This is a genomic window from Flagellimonas okinawensis (assembly GCF_029194005.1).
GTDB classification, from domain to species: Bacteria; Bacteroidota; Bacteroidia; order Flavobacteriales; family Flavobacteriaceae; genus Flagellimonas; species Flagellimonas okinawensis.
Map to the genome: position 1 here is coordinate 37040 of NZ_JARFVA010000003.1, position 19681 is coordinate 56720.

Annotated in this window: 15 protein-coding genes; all 15 read right to left on the reverse strand. The window is 44.0% G+C overall.

Annotation, left to right across the window (positions count from 1 at the left end; all coding sequences use genetic code 11):
- Positions 1 to 12: 12 nt before the first annotated feature.
- Complete coding sequence (locus PY091_RS09735) at positions 13 to 2310, reverse strand: NADP-dependent malic enzyme (protein ID WP_275649477.1); 2298 nt, start codon at positions 2308 to 2310, stop codon at positions 13 to 15.
- A gap of 127 nt (positions 2311 to 2437) precedes the next feature.
- Positions 2438 to 3763 carry an MFS transporter gene (locus PY091_RS09740; RefSeq protein ID WP_289623506.1) on the reverse strand — a complete coding sequence of 442 codons (1326 nt, stop codon included), beginning with the start codon at positions 3761 to 3763 and terminating at the stop codon, positions 2438 to 2440.
- Positions 3764 to 3891: 128 nt separating this feature from the next.
- Positions 3892 to 4812, reverse strand: a complete 921-nt coding sequence (queG, locus tag PY091_RS09745; protein WP_275649478.1) for a tRNA epoxyqueuosine(34) reductase QueG — start codon at positions 4810 to 4812, stop codon at positions 3892 to 3894.
- A gap of 43 nt (positions 4813 to 4855) precedes the next feature.
- Positions 4856 to 5266, reverse strand: a complete 411-nt coding sequence (locus PY091_RS09750) for a DsrE family protein (protein WP_275649479.1) — start codon at positions 5264 to 5266, stop codon at positions 4856 to 4858.
- Positions 5267 to 5268: 2 nt separating this feature from the next.
- Positions 5269 to 5952 (reverse strand): Tat (twin-arginine translocation) pathway signal sequence containing protein, encoded by a 684-nt coding sequence (locus tag PY091_RS09755; protein WP_275649480.1) that lies wholly within the window; start codon positions 5950 to 5952, stop codon positions 5269 to 5271.
- A gap of 12 nt (positions 5953 to 5964) precedes the next feature.
- Positions 5965 to 7050: a c-type cytochrome gene (locus PY091_RS09760; protein WP_275649481.1), complete on the reverse strand. Its 1086-nt coding sequence runs from the start codon at positions 7048 to 7050 to the stop codon at positions 5965 to 5967.
- 200 nt (positions 7051 to 7250) lie between these two features.
- A complete protein-coding gene (ruvB, locus tag PY091_RS09765) occupies positions 7251 to 8273 on the reverse strand; it encodes a Holliday junction branch migration DNA helicase RuvB (RefSeq protein WP_275649482.1) in 1023 nt (340 codons plus the stop codon).
- A gap of 58 nt (positions 8274 to 8331) precedes the next feature.
- Positions 8332 to 9153, reverse strand: a complete 822-nt coding sequence (locus tag PY091_RS09770; protein WP_275649483.1) for a GIN domain-containing protein — start codon at positions 9151 to 9153, stop codon at positions 8332 to 8334.
- Positions 9154 to 9275: 122 nt separating this feature from the next.
- A complete protein-coding gene (locus PY091_RS09775; RefSeq protein WP_275649484.1) occupies positions 9276 to 11099 on the reverse strand; it encodes a cytochrome c oxidase subunit I in 1824 nt (607 codons plus the stop codon).
- A 38-nt stretch (positions 11100 to 11137) separates the two neighbouring features.
- Complete coding sequence (locus tag PY091_RS09780; RefSeq protein WP_275649485.1) at positions 11138 to 12265, reverse strand: cytochrome c oxidase subunit II; 1128 nt, start codon at positions 12263 to 12265, stop codon at positions 11138 to 11140.
- A gap of 32 nt (positions 12266 to 12297) precedes the next feature.
- Positions 12298 to 13632 (reverse strand): quinol:cytochrome C oxidoreductase, encoded by a 1335-nt coding sequence (locus PY091_RS09785; protein ID WP_275649486.1) that lies wholly within the window; start codon positions 13630 to 13632, stop codon positions 12298 to 12300.
- 17 nt (positions 13633 to 13649) lie between these two features.
- Complete coding sequence (locus PY091_RS09790) at positions 13650 to 14219, reverse strand: c-type cytochrome (protein WP_275649487.1); 570 nt, start codon at positions 14217 to 14219, stop codon at positions 13650 to 13652.
- Between the two features lie 4 nt (positions 14220 to 14223).
- A complete protein-coding gene (locus PY091_RS09795; RefSeq protein ID WP_275649488.1) occupies positions 14224 to 14751 on the reverse strand; it encodes a DUF3341 domain-containing protein in 528 nt (175 codons plus the stop codon).
- A 2-nt stretch (positions 14752 to 14753) separates the two neighbouring features.
- The gene (gene nrfD / locus PY091_RS09800) at positions 14754 to 16505 is read right to left on the reverse strand and encodes an NrfD/PsrC family molybdoenzyme membrane anchor subunit (protein ID WP_275649489.1); all 1752 of its coding nucleotides are present in this window, start codon (positions 16503 to 16505) and stop codon (positions 14754 to 14756) included.
- A gap of 33 nt (positions 16506 to 16538) precedes the next feature.
- The gene (locus tag PY091_RS09805) at positions 16539 to 19658 is read right to left on the reverse strand and encodes a TAT-variant-translocated molybdopterin oxidoreductase (protein ID WP_275649490.1); all 3120 of its coding nucleotides are present in this window, start codon (positions 19656 to 19658) and stop codon (positions 16539 to 16541) included.
- Positions 19659 to 19681: the final 23 nt, after the last annotated feature.

Consider the following 19681-nt stretch of genomic DNA (forward strand, 5'->3'; position numbering starts at 1 on the left):
CTCGTTGATATGTTAATTTGCCTGCATTTTGGCCTTTCTTCGCTTCTCGCGTTCCTGGGCATCGATTACGGCCACTGCTGCCATGTTCACCATTTCATCCACACTGGCACCCAATTGCAAAATATGGGCAGCCCTGGTAAGTCCGACCATGATAGGACCTATGGAATCGGCATTGTTCAGGCCTTTCAAAAGTTTGTAGGTAATGTTGGCCGACTCGAGATTGGGAAATACCAAAGTGTTGACCTTTTTACCGGAGATCTTAGAAAACGGGAAGTTCTTATTGCTCATTTCGGGGTCAAGGGCAAAATCAGTTTGAATCTCGCCGTCCACCACCAAATCTGGATTCCTTTCGTGCAACAATTTTACGGCCTCCCTAACCTTTTGGGCATTAGGATGGCTGGAGGAGCCGAAGTTGGCATAGGAAAGTAGAGCCATTACGGGATTAAACCCGAATGTTTTGGCCACATTGGCCGTCATTTGGGCAATCTCCGCCAACTCTTCTGCATTGGGGTCGATATTGATGGAAGTATCCGCCAAGAATAGCGGTCCCCTATCGGTGATCATAATGTTTACGGTGCTTGCATTCTGAACATTTTTGGCCCTGCCCAATACTTCAAAGACCGGGCGGAGGACTTTTGGGTAGGCCCTTGAATAACCGGATATCATTCCATCGGCATCCCCTTCTTTGAGCATCATGGCACCAAAGTAGTTTCGCTTGCCCATGTTTACCCTTGCACTGTATTTTGTTTCGCCCTTTCGTTGTCTGGACTCCCATAACTTAAGGGCATAACGTGTTCTCATTTCACTGAACTCATCAGACCGAGGATCTATTATCGGAACTTCGGCATCAAACTCCAGTTCTTTTTTCAAATGCTCAATGATTTCTTTGTTCCCAAGAAGAATGGGGATGGCAATTCCCTCATCATGTACAATTTGCGCGGCCTTCATCACATCCAACAATTCTGCTTCCGCGAACACGATTCGTTTTGGGTTGACCTTGGCCCTGTTGTGAAGCAATCGAACCACTTTGTTATCGTTGCCCGATCTTTGATAAAGCTCCTCCTCATATCTTTGCCAATCCTGTATGGGGAATTTGGCCACTCCGCTTTCCATGGCCGCTTTGGCCACTGCCGGAGGAATTGTGGTAATCAATCTGGGATCGAACGGTTTTGGGATAATGTAATTTCTGCCAAACGTCAAACGGGTTGCATCGTATGCAATGTTCACCTGTTCTGGCACAGGCTCACGGGTAAGATCGGCCAAGGCCCTTACCGCTGCCATCTTCATTTCTTCATTGATCTTGGTAGCCCGTACATCCAGGGCACCCCTAAAAATAAATGGAAACCCGAGCACATTGTTCACCTGATTGGGATGATCGGAACGTCCGGTTGCCATAATGATATCTTTTCTGGTCTTACATGCCAGATTGTACTCAATTTCTGGATTTGGATTGGCCATTGCAAATACAATGGGATTCTCGGCCATGGAGTTAAGCATTTCCGGCGAAACGATATCCGCAATGGAAAGTCCAATGAACACATCGGAATCCTTCATGGCATCCTCTAGGGTATCAATTTTTCTGTCCGTAGCGAACTCCTTCTTCTCTTCACTGAGATTTTCTCTGTCGCTTCTTATGACACCTTTACTGTCCAACATCACAATATTCTCGGCCAAGGCACCGAATGCTTTGTACAATTTGGTACAGGAAACGGCAGCGGCACCTGCTCCGCTAACCACTATTTTCACCTCTTCAATCTTTTTGTCGGCAATTTCCAAGGCATTGAGCAAAGCTGCAGCAGAAATTATCGCGGTACCATGCTGATCGTCGTGCATAACGGGGATATCGAGCTCCTCCTTGAGTCTGCGTTCGATTTCAAATGCTTCGGGCGCCTTGATATCTTCAAGGTTGATTCCCCCGAATGTGGGAGCAATGGTCTTGACGGTCTCAATAAAACGATCGACATCGGTAGTGTCCAATTCCACATCAATTCCATCGATGTCAGCAAATATTTTGAAGAGCAAGCTTTTCCCTTCCATTACGGGCTTAGAGGCTTCAGGACCTATATTTCCAAGACCCAAGACTGCCGTTCCATTGGATATAACTGCAACTATATTCCCCTTTGCGGTATACTTGTATACGTCGTCCTTGTTCTTTTCAATCTCCAGACAAGGCTCTGCTACTCCAGGCGAGTAAGCCAAGGCCAAATCTCGTTGTGTGGAATATGGTTTTGTAGGTACGATCTTAATTTTTCCCGGTTGGGGCTTTGCGTGGTACAACAATGCCTCCCGTCTTTGCTTTTCCTTGCTCATATTTTCAAAAATGAATTGGTAAAGTTAGGACATTCATCGGTTTTATCTTAAAATCCAAAGAATCAATTTAAAGATAGGTTGCGATTGAAAGATTCAACCCATAGTCAACCATCTGCCATTGCTGGATTTAGGCATCCAAAGAATACTCGTCCTTGGCTTTGGACACATTGAGCCGCATGGCCAAAACCGCGGCAAGGGTAAAAAATACCGCCGCAAAGAGCATGGCATTTACAGAATTGCCCCCCAATAGGTTTTTGAATATCGGTCCAAATGTAAGTGTTTCGATTCCCATGGGGATAACGATCATCATATTCAAAATACCCATGTACACTCCCCTTCGCTCCTGTGGGACCACTTTGGATACCATACTGTACGGAATACCCATCATAGCTGCCCACCCGATTCCAAAAAGAACCATGGGAAACAACACAAAGACAGGATCTTGAATAAAGGGTATGGTAAACAGTGCCACAGCGGTTCCCAATAAACTCAATGCGTAGACTTTTTTACCACCAAAGCGCATGGTAAGCGGCACCAAGACCAAGGCAACCACAGCCGTGACCACATTATAGGTCGTGCTCATTTTGGCCGCTTGGGCCGCCGCTTCCGAGGTATCATAACCCAAGGAGACCCTAAACAAAGGTGTTATATATTGCCAATACACAAAAAGGGCGTACCATTGAAACAAGTATACCGCAGAGAGTTTCCACATAAATTTGGGCATCTCCTTCACGGCATGGATAATTTCTACAAAAGGCACCTTTACGCGCTCTGCAAAGGGCAATGCTTTATGCTTGTTGATCTCTGCCAACTCCTCATCCGTAGGTGGAATCTCAGGCGTTTTTAAAACGGACCATAAAATAGTAACTATGGAAAGGAACGACCCTATAAAAAAGGAGTAATACAACCATTTGGGAACAGCCCCCTCGACCTCTTGCCCACCTCCGAACCAATCTTGGAACAAAAAGATGGATGCATTGGCCAAAAGTATACCAGCTCCCACAAACAGACTTTGCATTTGGTATCCAATACTAAATTGTGACTCTGGCAGTTTATCTCCAACAAATGCACGGTAAGGTTCCATGGCCATATTGTTGCCTACGTCCAAAATCCATAATAATCCCACTGCGAACCATAGGGCGGGACTCAATGGAAAAGCAAACAGGCATAGACTGCCCATCAGTGCTCCGATCAAAAAGAAAGGCTTTCTCCTACCCCAACGAGGTGACCAGGTTTTATCGGACACCGCTCCGATAATGGGTTGCACGATCAATCCTGTAACGGGACCTGCGATATTTAAGATAGGAAGCATTTCTTCTGTTGCCCCCAAAAAAAGAAATATTGGATTTATGGCACTCTGTTGTAAACCAAAACTGTATTGGATCCCAAGAAATCCAACGTTCATATTAAAAATTTGCCAAAAGCTTAATTTGGGTTTTTTGATCTTGATCATGCGGTGGGTTTAGCTAGTCATCAATATATAGCCTCAAAAAATATGAATCTTTCAAGAATACAGTCCAATATAGTGTTTTTTCCTTTTGGAGTCTACATTTGGATAATTTTGAACCTTTCTGAGATACATTATTTACCCAGAAAATCAATGTTTCGCTTTAAACCAGAAAGTTTGGTACGTTTAACCGCGGACTTTTTGAAGACTTTTTTGAAGACATCTTCTGTAATCTCTTGCCAATCCTTCTTGGTGAACGCCAATAGGTCTGGGTGTGGATCGAATAATGGCTCACGATGTGGTTTTGAAAAACGGTTCCAAGGGCATACATCCTGACAAACATCGCATCCAAACATCCAACCATCCAATTTCCCTTGAAACTCGGAAGGGATTTGATCTTTTAATTCTATAGTGAGATACGATATACATCTACTTCCATCTACGACATATGGCTGTACAATTGCCTCTGTTGGACAAGCATCTATGCAAGCGGTACATGTTCCACAGTGATCGGTAACGGGAGTATCATATTCCAGTTCAAGGTCCACAATGAGCTCTGCCACAAAATAAAAGGAGCCCACTTGCTGGGTCAAGAGATTACTGTTTTTACCGATCCAGCCCAAGCCACTTTTGGCGGCCCAAGCCTTATCCAATACTGGAGCGGAATCCACAAAGGCCCTACCATGGACATCCCCGATCTTATCCTGAATAAAATGGAGTAGGCTCTTCAACTTATCCTTTATCACAAAGTGATAATCGGTACCGTAGGCATATTTGGAGATTTTAAAGGAGTCGGGGTTTTGTTCCTCTTCAGGAAAATAATTCAACAAAACGGAAATCACCGATTTGGAGCCCTCTACCAATTTGGTCGGGTCCAAACGCTTGTCAAAATGGTTCTCCATATACCCCATCTCCCCGTTCATATTTCGTTCAAGCCAATTTTCCAATCGGGGCGCCTCTTCCTCTAAGAACTCGGCCTTGGAAATACCACACGACAAAAAACCGAGGCGTTTGGCCTCGGTCTTTATCAAATGTGTCCTTTCTTTAAAATTCATGCCATAAAGTTAATCGATATAAAATACTAAACCGAAAACTGTTTTATTTGGCTTCCTTGATATAGCCCCAACCAGCTTTTTGCTTTAGGACTATCTCCATGATACCATCTGGCACGGACCCTATACCCGGAATTAAATCGGTGGCATCCATTTTATGCCGTTTCATGGTCTGTTCACAGACCACCACCTCCACATTCTTTTTTTGAAGGGCGGCTTCCAAGTTTTTGCTGGCGGCAGATAACTTTTTATCCACCATCTGAATTGCGCCACTGTAAATGACCATTTCAAAACTTGAATCGGGATATGCCTCAGCCATTAGTATCAGATGCTTAGCAGCCGTTTTGTGTACATCAGTATCGCTACTGGTTACATCAAACACTACTTTGATGGGTTCATGCTGTGCCAGTGCTATTGCTGACACCATTAATAAAAAACAGAAAATTAGATTCTTCATGCTCAAATGGTATTTCCTGCAAATATGTATCCGCAGCCTTCTTCCTGTGCCCTTCCAAGGGCCCATACCCCAGAGGGGACAACCTGGATGCCCGGCAATACACCTTCCTTCCACTCCTGATATACGGCGTTGGCGTCGGTCCCAGCCTGCTGGGCCGCTGCGCCACTATATACCTGCAAGGCTAGGTTACATACGCAGAACATTGCCCCGCGCCCCATCATTTCCTTGATACCCTGTATCACCGGCAAGGGAAAATCTCCCGCTTGCGGTTCGTAGTAGGGGTTTCTGTCATACGGGGTTCCATCTGTTTTTTTTACATGGAACATTTCTCCCAATGGATATTTTTTCCAGAGGTCTGTATGCAATGCAAAAGGTATGGCATCGTGCCTTAAAACCGTCATGGCCGTTACCTCTTCATCCGAGGCTCCCATTTCATTGTTGGAAAGATAGTATGCCCAATTCCAAATTATAGGAAACCCGTGGTGTGGGTAGGAACCATCGTAGACCACTCTGTGTTTTCCCTTAATGGTTTTCATCCATGCCTCTGCATCATTCATCTCCAAATGGTCAAAAGTTGTCATATCTGCCCATACTGGATGGGTAAAAGCCGATAATGTGGACGCAGTGGCACCCAGCATCATCGCTCCCATAAAATTTCGTCGCGATGTTGTTTGTGTAGTTTTCATTGTTGCTTGTGTTTACTTGGTTTTACGAAGTTGATGTTCCTTAAGGTAGTAATCCATGATAGGCTGGAACGGGCCTAACTGGTGCTGTTCGGGTGAGAAAGGATCCACATAGGGACCATAAGGAGTAGAAACTGGCTTTTTTACCAGATCGGGAAAATCCACCTCCCTGTTGGATTTGACCGGTCTTGCCTTTTGATTGATGTAGCCAGCGACATCGTAGGCTTCTTCGTCGGTAAGAATAGGGTTATTATATGTAGTGCCGTAAGGCATATTCCCTTTTATAAATTGGGCAGCAGTAATCACTCGTGTCATACCTGCACCATTATTATAAGAATCGTTTCCCCATAATGGGGGATATAAATAAAGATCTGTTTGGCTTAAAAGTTGTCCGCTGCCATCCGCTCCGTGACACACCACACAATGCTTTGTAAAAACCTGCTCCCCATGAACCAGGTCCACGGCCCTATCAGGAAGCTCTACGGTCAAAAATCCTTGACCTTCAATTTTTCCGTTGGATGGAGCCGCACGGCCCAACCAGTCCATATAGGCGATCAAGGCTTTCATTTCGGGACTGGATTCCGGTAATACCCTGCCGTTCATACTTCTTTCCATACAACCATTGATCCGTTCTTCAATGGTACCGATCTTGTTTTCACGACCTCTATATTGAGGGAACCTTTTAACTACTCCGATTAGCGGGGCGGCATAAGGTTTGGTTCCTCCATTGATATGGCAACTAGCACAGGCAAGATTATTGCCCGCATATATTTTTGATGAATCTGATTGCTTAGGACCGATGTGCAATGGAGTGTTCCTGAATATTTCGAAGCCCAATTTTACTTCTTCGGATTTAGGCCCTTGCGACAAATTGGCCACATTATAATCCATATAATACACATCGTCAGGGAGCTCCGAAAGTGTTTCGTTGGTAACACCGAAACCAAAACGGAACATTAAAATGGCAAAGGAGATAGCAATAATGAGAAATGAGTACGTACCTATGCGCAATGCCAATTTTCGAATCTGTCTTGACAGATTTGGCACCTCACCAGATTGGGATACTTGCGAATATTTAGGCGGTTCACCCATTTGCTCCATATATACGTTTTAACCAAAACCTCACTCTGGGCAAGATTTTTAAAGCAATGGCTGTGCAACGAGGTAACTTTTAATTAAAAAGTAGGAGAATCCCTTAGATCGGGTAATCTATACCATATTGAAAACCAAAGCAATATATTAAGATACAAAAAGTATTTAAATATTGACCTTGATTTAGAAGGAAGCTAGAAAAGGTACGCTTAAAACAAACCGCCTTGAGTGCCGCCCTTTACCCTTCCCAAATGCTTGTAAGCCAACTCGGTAACTTCTCTTCCGCGCGGGGTACGCATTATAAAACCTTGCTGTATCAAAAAGGGTTCGTACACTTCTTCGAGGGTCTCCGCACTTTCGGAAACTGCTGTGGCCAGGGTGGTTATACCTACGGGACCTCCCTTGAACTTGTCGATGATGGTGCTCAAAATCTTATTGTCCATTTCGTCCAATCCATGGGCATCCACATTTAGTGCCTTTAAGCCAAATTGTGAAATTTCAATATCGATATTCCCGTTCCCTTTGATCTGTGCAAAATCCCGGACCCTGCGCAAAAGGGCGTTGCAAATCCTAGGTGTTCCCCTACTACGTCCGGCAATCTCGATGGCTGCTTCATTGGTAATAGGAACATTTAATATTTCTGCACTACGTTCCACAATAGTGGACAAAAGCTCGGTATTGTAATACTCCAGTCTGCTTTGTATTCCGAACCTGGCCCGCATGGGGGCCGTCAGCAGACCAGATCTTGTTGTAGCTCCCACCAGCGTGAACGGACTTAGGTTTATCTGAACGCTACGGGCGTTTGGGCCCGTTTCTATCATAATATCGATCTTATAATCTTCCATTGCGGAATAAAGGTATTCCTCTACAATGGGACTTAGCCTATGAATCTCATCGATGAACAAGACATCGCGTTCCTCCAAATTGGTCAATAGTCCTGCCAAATCACCAGGCTTATCCAAAACAGGCCCAGAGGTAACCTTGATATTCACACCAAGTTCATTGGCAAGAATATGTGCCAAAGTGGTCTTACCGAGGCCTGGAGGTCCATGAAAAAGCGTATGATCTAACGCTTCTCCCCTAAGATTTGCAGCTTGGACAAAAACCTTTAGATTTTCCAATACCTGGGCCTGTCCGGTAAAATCATCAAAACTGACGGGACGTAAGGCTCTCTCGATATCGAGCTCCTCGGGAGAAAAATTTTCCGATGTTGGGTCTAAGTTCTCGTTCATGGTTAAGCAAATATAATTGAAAAAGGGCGGCTATACGGCACGGTTATCAAGAACAAAATCATTCCTTTTTAATAAGTTGTACGGTACCCGTAAACTGATCTACTGTAATTTTTGGCTGACCATATAAATAGATACTGGAATTGTCCACAGCGCCAATTGTTACCTCCCTAAAGGCGTATACCCTTGCATTGGCCTGCCCTGAAATTTGCAACTGAAGAGCACCGATTTCCATAGTTTCTCCCTTGTACTTGGAATCGCCCATAAAATTGGCCTGCATTTGGTCCGATGTTCCTTCCATGGTTAAGGAAGAATGTCCTTCCAGGTCTAAAAGTCCTGAATTGGTCTGGGCATATACATAGGACTGTGCTCTCTTGTTCATATGTATGTTCAACGAATCGGCCTCCACATGAAAATCCGCATTACTGGTATCTTCCAAATTTATATCCATTACCGATGCATTTGCCTTAATATCCAATCTGGTATTGTTGAATGCATCTATGAACAATTCGTCGGTGTCTATCACATCCTGGGAAACGATGGTTCCGTTTTTAACGGTCAAGCCCTTTAGCCCAGTATAATTTACGGTTATCTCCAATTCCTTTTTGGCTGTTATCGTATAGTATGAGCTTATTATCAAAGTTTCATCCACTACTTCGAATTTCAAGATATCCACAAGATTATCGTCCGCTGAAATATAAAAACCCGGACCAAGGCCTTTTTTTAAGTTGATTTCTAGGTCGTCGTTCAATACAACGGCATTAAACGGAGGAAGTTCCTCACTGACCTGGGTGACTATTCTACTCCCCTTGATCTTTGGTTTACGTTGAGCAAAGACAACAATGGGTGCCACTGCAAACAATAGGATAAACAACTTTTTCATGATAGTTCTCTTTTGATGGGGAATCTCTTTATTAAAGATATACAATTCACTTCAAAATCCATTCCAACAAAAAAAGCCCCTCCAAATATAGGACGGGCTCTTTCACTAATATAAATAAATTCCTAATGGTTGAGTTCTTCTTCGTTCTCTTGAAGCGGAACGTTTTGCGGAACAAAATCCTGTCCTGCTATTATGTACTCACCATTTTCATAAGTTTTACTGTAATCGTATGCCCAACGATAAACATGTGGGATTTCTCCCGGCCAGTTTCCGTGGATATGCTCTTGAGGAGTTGTCCACTCCAATGTGTTCGAGCCCCATGGGTTAACAGGTCCCTTTTTACCGTAGAAAATACTTGAGATAAAGTTGTAAACGAATATCAACTGGGCCAAACCAGCGATGATAGCAAATACGGTCATCAATACCTGTACATTGGTCAATTCATCGAACATTGGGAATGCTGTGTTCTCGTAATATCGACGTGGCACCCCTGCCATTCCCACAAAGTGCATTGGGAAGAACACTCCATAAGCACATACTGCAGTGATCCAAAAGTGTACATAACCCAAATTCTTGTTCATCATACGACCTTGGAACATTTTTGGGAACCAGTGATAGATACCTGCAAACATACCGTACAAGGCAGATATACCCATTACCAAGTGGAAGTGAGCTACAACGAAGTAGGTATCGTGAACGTTAATATCCAATGTACTATCACCCAAAATGATACCGGTAAGACCTCCAGTGATAAAGGTTGACACCAAACCAATGGAGAACAACATTGCAGGGTTAAGCTGCAAGTTACCTTTCCAAAGTGTGGTAATATAGTTAAATGCTTTTACCGCTGATGGAATCGCGATCAATAGGGTTGTAAAAGTAAATACAGACCCCAAGAATGGGTTCATACCTGAAACGAACATGTGGTGACCCCAAACAATGGTTGATAGGAATGCAATCGCCAAGATTGAAGCGACCATTGCCCTATAACCAAAAATAGGTTTTCTGGCGTTTGTTGACATTACCTCGGATGTGATACCCAAAGCAGGTAACAATACGATATATACCTCAGGGTGGCCCAAGAACCAGAATAGGTGTTCGTACAATACGGGCGAACCACCTTGATAGTGTAGTACTTCACCTTGGATAAAGATATCCGAAAGGAAGAACGATGTTCCAAAGCTTCTATCCATAATCAACAACAAAGCTGCGGATAATAAAACCGGGAAAGAAACTACACCAATAATGGCCGTTACAAAGAATGCCCAAACTGTCAATGGAAGACGGGTCATGGACATACCCTTTGTTCTAAGGTTAATCACTGTCACGATATAATTCAATGACCCCAACAAAGAAGATGCAATGAATATGGCCATGGATACCAACCAAAGTGTCATACCCATCCCTGAGCCGGGTTGCGCCATTGGCAATGCACTCAACGGTGGATAAATCGTCCAACCAGCTGCTGCAGGTCCTGCCTCAACGAACAAAGAAATAATCATGATTACAGAAGAAACAAAGAACATCCAATAAGAAAGCATGTTCATGAAGCCAGATGCCATATCCCTGGCACCAATCTGCAATGGAATCAAAAGGTTACTGAACGTACCACTCAAGCCCTGCGTAAGTACAAAGAATACCATCAATGTACCGTGAATGGTTACCAATGCCAAATAAATATCTGCATCCATAACACCATCAGGCGCCCATTTGCCCAATACGGCTTCGAAAATCCCGAAAGATTCTCCCGGCCAGGCCAATTGCATCCTGAACAACAATGACATGGCAATACCAATGAATCCCATAATAAGACCAGTGATCAGATATTGCTTGGATATCATTTTATGGTCTTGGCTGAAAATATATTTTGTTACGAAAGTTTCCTTATGGTGATGTCCATGATCATCATGGTGATCATCGTGACTTACATGGGCTACTTCAGACATATTCCAATTAATTTTTTCGTTAATCTTTTAAAAGTTTGTTATTCTACCGAAGTTGTTTCGCTCAACTCAACATCAACACCATCCTCAGCGTTGAAGGCTTGATCGGTGGTTTCGTCGACCATCACAGTTTCCTTGAAGGTCTTTTGTTCCGCCAACCATTTATTGTATTCCTCTTCGGTCTCTACGATAATCTTCATCTGCATGTTGTAGTGGGACTTACCACATATCTTGTTACACAACAAAACATAATCGAACTCCCATGGATCAGTATTGGGCTTGCCTTCAGCGGCCCATTCTGCCCTAAGTGCATTTGTTCTTTTAACCTTATCTACAATATCAGGATTTAAACGCATTTCTTCCGTAGTTACGGTCGGTGTGAACGAGAACTGGGTAATCATACCGGGAACACAGTTCATCTGTGCTCTAAAGTGTGGCATGTAAGCGGAGTGGAGCACATCCTGTGAGCGCATCTTAAAGTTTACTTTTCTACCCACCGGCAAGTGAAGTTCCTTTACGATGATATCATCCTCTGCATTGGGGTCCGACTCATCCAGACCAAGAACATTGGCATTGTTGATATCGATCAACCTTACATTGGCATCTCCAAGAACGTTATCATCTCCAGCATATCTGGCGGTCCAGTTAAACTGTTGTGCATAAAGTTCTACAACCAATGGGTCGTCATCTTCGTTGATATCCATAATATTGGTCCAGGTGTACAATCCCCAAAGGATCAAACCTGCCAACACGATTACCGGGATAATGGTCCAGATAAACTCCAATTTATCGTTATCGGCAAAGAAAAGTGCCTTTCTCCCCTTTTGTCCCCTGTACTTGTAAGCGAAATAATGCAAAAGTGCCTGGGTTATGGTCTGTACAAAGAAAATGATACCAAAAGAAACCCACATCAACTGATCATAGTCTCCACCGTGTGCGGATGCGGCTTCTGGCAAAAGCATTTTGGAATACTTTGCAAAACTGAATATGGTGATTCCATAAATAAAAATCAAAAAGGCGAACAAAAGGTAACCATTGTTCTTATTGTCGGAATCGTTCGCAATTTCAGCGTTCTCTGTTTTAGTCTGCGAGAGTTCAAAAATCTTGGTCATCTGCCAAATGGCAATCGCAACTAATACTAAAACAGTTAATGTTAATAATGCAGTCATCGTTTATCTATCTAAGACTTAAATCGTATTGTTTAATAATGAAAATGTCTACTCTCCTCAATAAATGGGTTTCGCTTGGGCTGTAAGGGCGCTTTGGTCAAAGCCGTAAAGACCCAGAACACGAACAATCCACCGAAGAACAAAATACCACCAATCTCCGGCAATCCAATGAACCATTGGTCTCCGACCGTTGCAGGCATTATCATATTAAATATATCCAAATAGTGGCCAAACAGCACCACGATACCGGTCATGATCACAAACCAGTTGATTCTCTTGTAATCACTGTTCATGAGTACCAATAACGGGAACACAAAGTTCATTACCAACATACCGAAGAACGGTAGTTTGTAATCCTGGAACCTTGCAACGTAATATGTAACCTCTTCCGGTATATCCGCATACCAGATCAACATGAACTGTGCAAACCAAAGATATGTCCAGAATATACTGATACCGAACATGAACTTGGCCAAATCGTGGATGTGGCTATTGTTCACTTGCTCTAGATAACCTTTTGATTTCAGGTAAACAGTCACCATGGCAATTACAGTGATTCCCGAAACGAACATACTGGCAAAAACATACCATCCGAACAATGTACTGAACCAGTGTGGATCAACACTCATGATCCAGTCCCAAGACATCATGGATTCCGTTACAAGATAGAATACCAAGAAACCGGCAGACCATCTAAAGTTTTTAATAAAATTGCTGTCATCATCGGACTCATCCTGTGCCAATGAAAGTTTTCTTGAATACTGACGGTAGAAAATCCATCCACCCAAGAAAATAGCGGCCCTGATCAAAAAGAAGGTAGGATTCAAATAGCCAGCTTTTCCTTGAAGCAATTCATCATGAGCGACTACTTCGGGATCCATCCATACGAACATATGGTTCATGTGCAGTACGGACAGCAATAATATAACGAATACTATGATTCCACCAGGAACCAAGTAAGCCGTAATTCCTTCCATAACCCTAAAGAGCAAAGGGGACCACCCTGCCTGTGCGGCACGTTGAATGGCATAAAATGCCAAAACGCCCAATGCTATCATAAAGAAAAAGAATGCAGCTACGTAAAGTGCGGACCATGGCCTGTTCTGCAACTGGCTCAATAAATGCTCGTCGTGGGAAGTATCGTGTTCCTCACCATGAGCGGCCTCTGCTCCATGACCTTGTTCTTCTCCGTGACTTTCGGCGGCTTCTGCATGCCCTCCACCATGACCATCGTCATGAACTGCTACCATGGCCTTGGCCTCTTCCACAGTTGATGGGGCAGACATAAAACCAATTACAAGGAATATAAATCCAAGCCCCATGGCAATGAAAGATCCTAGTCTAAGTTTGTTTGAAAAGGTATACATAGTTTATTCTTATCCTATTATTTTGTTAGGTCTTCCTTTAACTTCATCACATATTCGGACACTTGCCACATCTCTTCTTCATTAGCGAACTGGGAGGCATAGGAGCCCATGGAGTTCAATCCGTAATAAATAGTGTGGTAGGTGGTTCCTACTGTAATATTCCTGGCTGCATCATCGTAGCTTGGAACACCCAATATTTTTTCCCTTTTTACAAGGTTACCCTGTCCGTCACCTTTTGGTCCGTGACAAACGGCGCAATAAATGGCGTAAAGTTCAGCTCCTTTAACCAAGTTCTCTTCTTGATTCAAGGAATCCAAAGGACTGGTGTTCAATCTGGCCAATTCCTTTCCTTCCGGAGTGTTTTCAAACTCATATGGCATATACCCCCTGGAGATGGTACCAGCTGGTGGCAACAACGCTTCTGTTCCATCGGGGAACAACCCATTGTCTACTCCTTGATAGGTTTCATATCCCACAGGTTCGTACATGTTTGGCATGAATTGGTAGTTTGGACTGTTCTTATCCGCGCAAGATGCAGCGAACAGCACTAGTACCAAAACAACACTTATTTTACCTAATTGCTTCATATTATTAAGACTCCTTTTCTGTAACTTTTACTTCTACCGCTCCTGTTTCCCACAACAAATCGGCAAGTTCATTCTCATTGTCGTGCACTCCCAATTCCATTAAAAAGTGGTCATCGGTAGTACGCTTATCAGGGTTTTCAGCTTTTTTGAACGGCCACATCCTACTCCTTAGGTAAAAAGTGATAACCATTAAGTGAGCGGCAAAGAAAACCGTAAGCTCGAACATGATCGGCACAAAAGCCGGCATGTTTTCCAAATAACTGAAACTTGGCTTTCCACCAATATCCTGTGGCCAATCTTCAATCATGATAAAGTTCATCATGACCACGGCCACCGTCAACCCCAAACATCCATAAAGGAAAGAGGTAATAGCTATTCGGGTATCTGCCAATCCCATTGCCTTGTCCAAACCGTGAACAGGGAACGGAGTGTACACTTCCTCAATATGGTGGTGCTCTGCCCTAACCTTTTTTACGGCATGCATCAACACATCGTCATCGTTGTAAAGTGCTTGTATAACTTTTGATGCCATGATTACTTTTTATCGTTTAACAACTTTGCCTGACCCGCCCAATCATCACGCTGTGCGCGTCCTGGGAACCTTCCGGTAATCGAATCCAACAAATCATATTCTTTTTCTGTCATTCTAGCGACCTGGGCATAGGTAAATATGCCTATCTCGTTCAAGGTACGTTCCATTTCCGGACCAACACCTTTTATCTTTTTCAAGTCGTCGGCCGTCTCGGTTGCCGCATCAAATGTACCAATGGAACCAAGTAATTCTGACACACCCACTTTATCCCCGACGGTTGGCACGGGTTCCCCCATCAACACATCGTCGGTAATAGGCTCATCATAACTCACCACTTTGTTCACACCTTGGGGCATTTCATACAATGGCTTTCCGGCGTCCCTTAGTTTCTTATATTTCTCTCCAGAGGATTTCAAGATTGATTTCACCTCTGCTTGCGCGATTACTGGGAACGTTCTTGAGTACAACAGGAACAACACGAAGAAGAATCCTATAGTTCCCACAAAGATTCCGATATCCACGAAGGTCGGGGAGAACATGGTCCAAGAAGATGGCAAGTAATCCCTGTGCAATGAGGTAACAATAATCACAAAACGCTCGAACCACATCCCTATGTTCACTACGATAGAGATAAAGAAAGAGAACATAATACTTGTACGTAGTTTTTTGAACCACATAAACTGTGGCGAGAATACGTTACAGGTCATCATGGACCAGTAAGCCCACCAGTAAGGTCCTGTAGCCCTGTTCAAGAAGGCATATTGTTCGTATTCAACTCCCGAGTACCAAGCAATGAACAACTCCGTGATATAGGCACATCCTACGATGGAACCGGTAATCATGATCACTATGTTCATCAACTCAATATGTTGTACGGTGATATAAGCTTCAAGGTTACACACTTTACGCATAATGATCAAAAGCGTGTTCACCATGGCAAACCCAGAGAAAATCGCACCAGCAACGAAGTACGGTGGGAAGATCGTGGTGTGCCATCCTGGAATTACCGAGGTAGCAAAGTCAAACGATACGATGGTGTGCACAGAAAGTACAAGTGGTGTTGCCAAACCGGCCAACACCAAGGAAACCTCCTCAAAACGCTGCCAGTCTTTTGCCCTACCTGTCCAACCGAAGCTCAACAAGCTATAAATTTTCTTTTGGAATGGTTTTACCGCCCTGTCACGGATCATAGCAAAGTCAGGCAAAAGACCTGTCCACCAGAACACCAATGATACTGAAAGGTAAGTCGAGATCGCAAATACGTCCCAAAGCAAGGGCGAGTTAAAGTTCACCCAAAGTGAACCGAATTGGTTGGGGATAGGAAGTACCCAGTAACCCAACCATGGACGACCCATGTGGATGATCGGGAACAAACCTGCCTGAACAACCGAGAAAATGGTCATCGCCTCTGCAGAACGGTTGATCGCCATTCTCCATTTTTGACGGAACAGCAAGAGTACAGCTGAAATAAGTGTACCTGCGTGACCAATACCTACCCACCATACAAAGTTGGTGATATCCCAGGCCCAGTTAACGGTCCGGTTAAGTCCCCAGACCCCAATACCCGTGGAAACGGTATAAATGATACATCCTAGACCCCAGAGGAATGCCACTAATGCGATGGAAAATACAATCCACCATTGTTTATTGGCCTTTCCCTCAACCGGACGGGCAATGTCCACTGTTACATCGTGGTATCCTTTGTCTCCGACCACTAAGGGCTTTCGAATAGGTGCTTCGTAATGCGACGCCATAATTTATCTTCTAGTTACTTCTTTTTTTATTGATTAAGCCTCGTTGGTGTTTCTAACCTTTACATGGTAGAACACGTTTGGTTTTGTTCCTACGTGCTCCAACAAATGGTACATCCTGTCATCTTCTTTCAACTCTGCCACCTTACTATCATGATCGTTGATGTCACCAAATACCATAGCTCCACTGCTACATGCTGCAGAACATGCTGTCTGGAACTCACCATCCTTGATGACTCTTCCATCTCTCTTGGCATCCAAAATAGTCTTTTGGGTCATTTGGATACACATAGAGCATTTCTCCATAACACCTCTTGAACGAACGTTTACATCCGGGTTGATTACCATTTTACCCAAATCGTTGTTCATGTTAAAGTCGAACTCGTCGTTGTTGTTGTACAAGAACCAGTTGAACCTACGTACTTTATACGGACAGTTATTGGCACAATATCTTGTACCTACACAACGGTTGTATGCCATATGGTTTTGTCCTTGTCTACCATGTGATGTCGCAGCTACTGGACAAACAGTTTCACAAGGAGCATGGTTACAGTGCTGACACATTACTGGCTGGAAAGCTACCTGCGGATTGGCAGATGGGTCTTCCATCTCCCTAAATCCACCAAGAGATCCTTGATCCCCCCAAAGGCCATCCATGTTTTCCTTCTTCTCGTTATCTTCTTCAAAGGTCTCCTCAGAAGAATAGTATCTATCGATTCGCAACCAATGCATATCCCTGGAACGGCGCATTTCCGCTTTTCCAACAACAGGTACGTTGTTCTCTGCATGACAAGCTATAACACAGGCACCACATCCGGTACATGCGTTCAAATCAATGGACAGGTTAAAATGATGTCCAATACTTCTATCAAATTCTTCCCAAAGATCCGCATCTGGAGAAGTCACAGGTATTTCATTGTGATTCAAGGTTACGTGCGGCATTGGGTTCCACTCGGAGTGGTCTTTGGTATTGAAGATTTCCAAGGTGGTTTCCTTGATGATATCCCCTCTACCCATCAATGTTTTATGTGATTGAATACAAGCGAATTCGTGCTCCCCAGCTGATTTCTCAACGGAAACGGATTGAACATCGGAGAAATTGCTATATAACGTATAAGCATTTACCCCTGTTGCCATCTCGGCTTGTATTCCTGCTTTTTTACCATAACCAAACGAAAGCCCCACAGTACCTACTGCCTGACCTGGCTGGATAATTACCGGAACATTTTCCAATACCTTACCATCCACAGTCAATTTTACATAGCTACCATTTACACCTCCATCGGCTTCGATACCATTTTCAAGTCCCCAAGATTCTGCATCCGCTTTGGAAACGGTCAGGTAGTTATCCCAAGAAACTCTGGAAATTGGATCAGGAAACTCTTGCAACCATGGGTTGTTGGCCTGACGACCATCTCCCATACCTACTTTAGAATACAGCACCAATTCGGTACCTGGACTAGTAGCGTTTACCAAGGACCGTATCGCAGAAGCAATCGGCACGATCTCGGTCTGTCCTTCTTCAGCATCAGCCTGAGCAGGCGCAGCTGCATCATCTACCATTACAGCAGGCGCAGCATAAACCCCATCTTGCAAGGCTTGGTTCCAAGAACCACCTTGAAGCACCTCAGTACTCCAAGTTTCCTTAATGTATTCGTAATATGTTTTCTCGATGCCCATCCATGTCAAAAGCGAAGTTTGAAACTGTTTGGTATCAAACAACTCGCGAATGGCCGGCTGCATCAAACTAAATTGTCCTTTCTTAAATTCTGCGTCGCCCCAAGATTCCAAATAATGTGAGGCAGCGGCAACATAACTGGACGCCTGAGCCGTCTCATCATAGGTGTAGGCAAAATCAACCGACACATCCACTTGCTCAAGACCTGAAATAAACTCTTGTGCATTTGGCAATGTATAGGCCGGATTAACACCGTCCATGATCAATGCACCAACACGCCCTGCATTCATGTCAGCAATCAACTTGCCCACTTTTGCAGCATCACCTTGACGCACATATTTTGGTTTTTCCGGATCAAAGGCCTCGCTTGCCAACAATTTATTGATGGCCAAAACAACTGTTTGCGCGTTCTCATCATTAAGACCGCTTACAACAACCGCCTTGCTTCCAGCTTTCTTGATTTCAGCAGCAACTTTATCTACCACCTCGTCAACATCCGAAGTGCCCCCACCAACACTACTGCCATTCAACTTGCCGTACAATTTGGCAAGGGCAATCTTTTGTTGGGTAGGAGTCATTGGGTATCTTTTGTCAGCATTCGCACCGGTCAAGGACATATTGGCCTCCAACTGTACGTGTCTGGACATTTTTCCATTTTTGGGAATACGACCCTTGGCATAACCCGTATCGTATCCACCACCTTGCCAGTCTCCAAGAAAATCTGCCCCAAAAGAGACAATAAGACCGGCCTTTTCAAAATCGTAATCGGCCAAAGCGCGTTCACCATAAGCCTTTTGATATGCATTTAAAGCAGCATCCTCGGAAATGGCATCATAAACCACGTGGTTTACATTTTCCCCATAAGCAGCTTTAAACTCAGCAATCAACTTGGTGGTCGATGGACTAGCATAGGTTTGCGTCAATAGCACCACTTGCTTATTGGAACCTTTCAAGGCGTTCAATTTCGCCTTAACGGTTGCATCCAACACTTTCCACTCAACAGCTTCACCATTGGCCATTGGCCCCTGCACTCTTTTGCTATCGTAAAGCGTTAAAACGGATGCCTGCACCCTAGCATTGGCTCCTCCATTTACTTTTGCATCGGTATTGTTCTCGATTTTGATCGGCCTACCCTCCCTGGTCTTCACCAAGATGCTGGCAAAATCAAAACCATCGGCAATTGTAGTTGCATAGTAGTTGGCAACACCTGGAACAATATTGTCCGGTTGCACCACATATGGAATAGATTTATGTACCGGGCCTTCGCACGCTGCAACGGTAGCAGCAGCAGTACTAAAACCTACATATTTCAAGAAATCCCTTCGGGAAGTATTCGAGGCGGACAGGTTTTCCTTGTCGCCCAAAAATTCATCAACGGGAATCTCTTCGGTAAACTCGTTGTTTCTTAGCGCCTCAACAATGGAATCGTTCGGATTCAACTCCGCTTCACTTTTCCAATATTTTTTGTTTGATGCCATACGATATATCTGAGATTATCTTC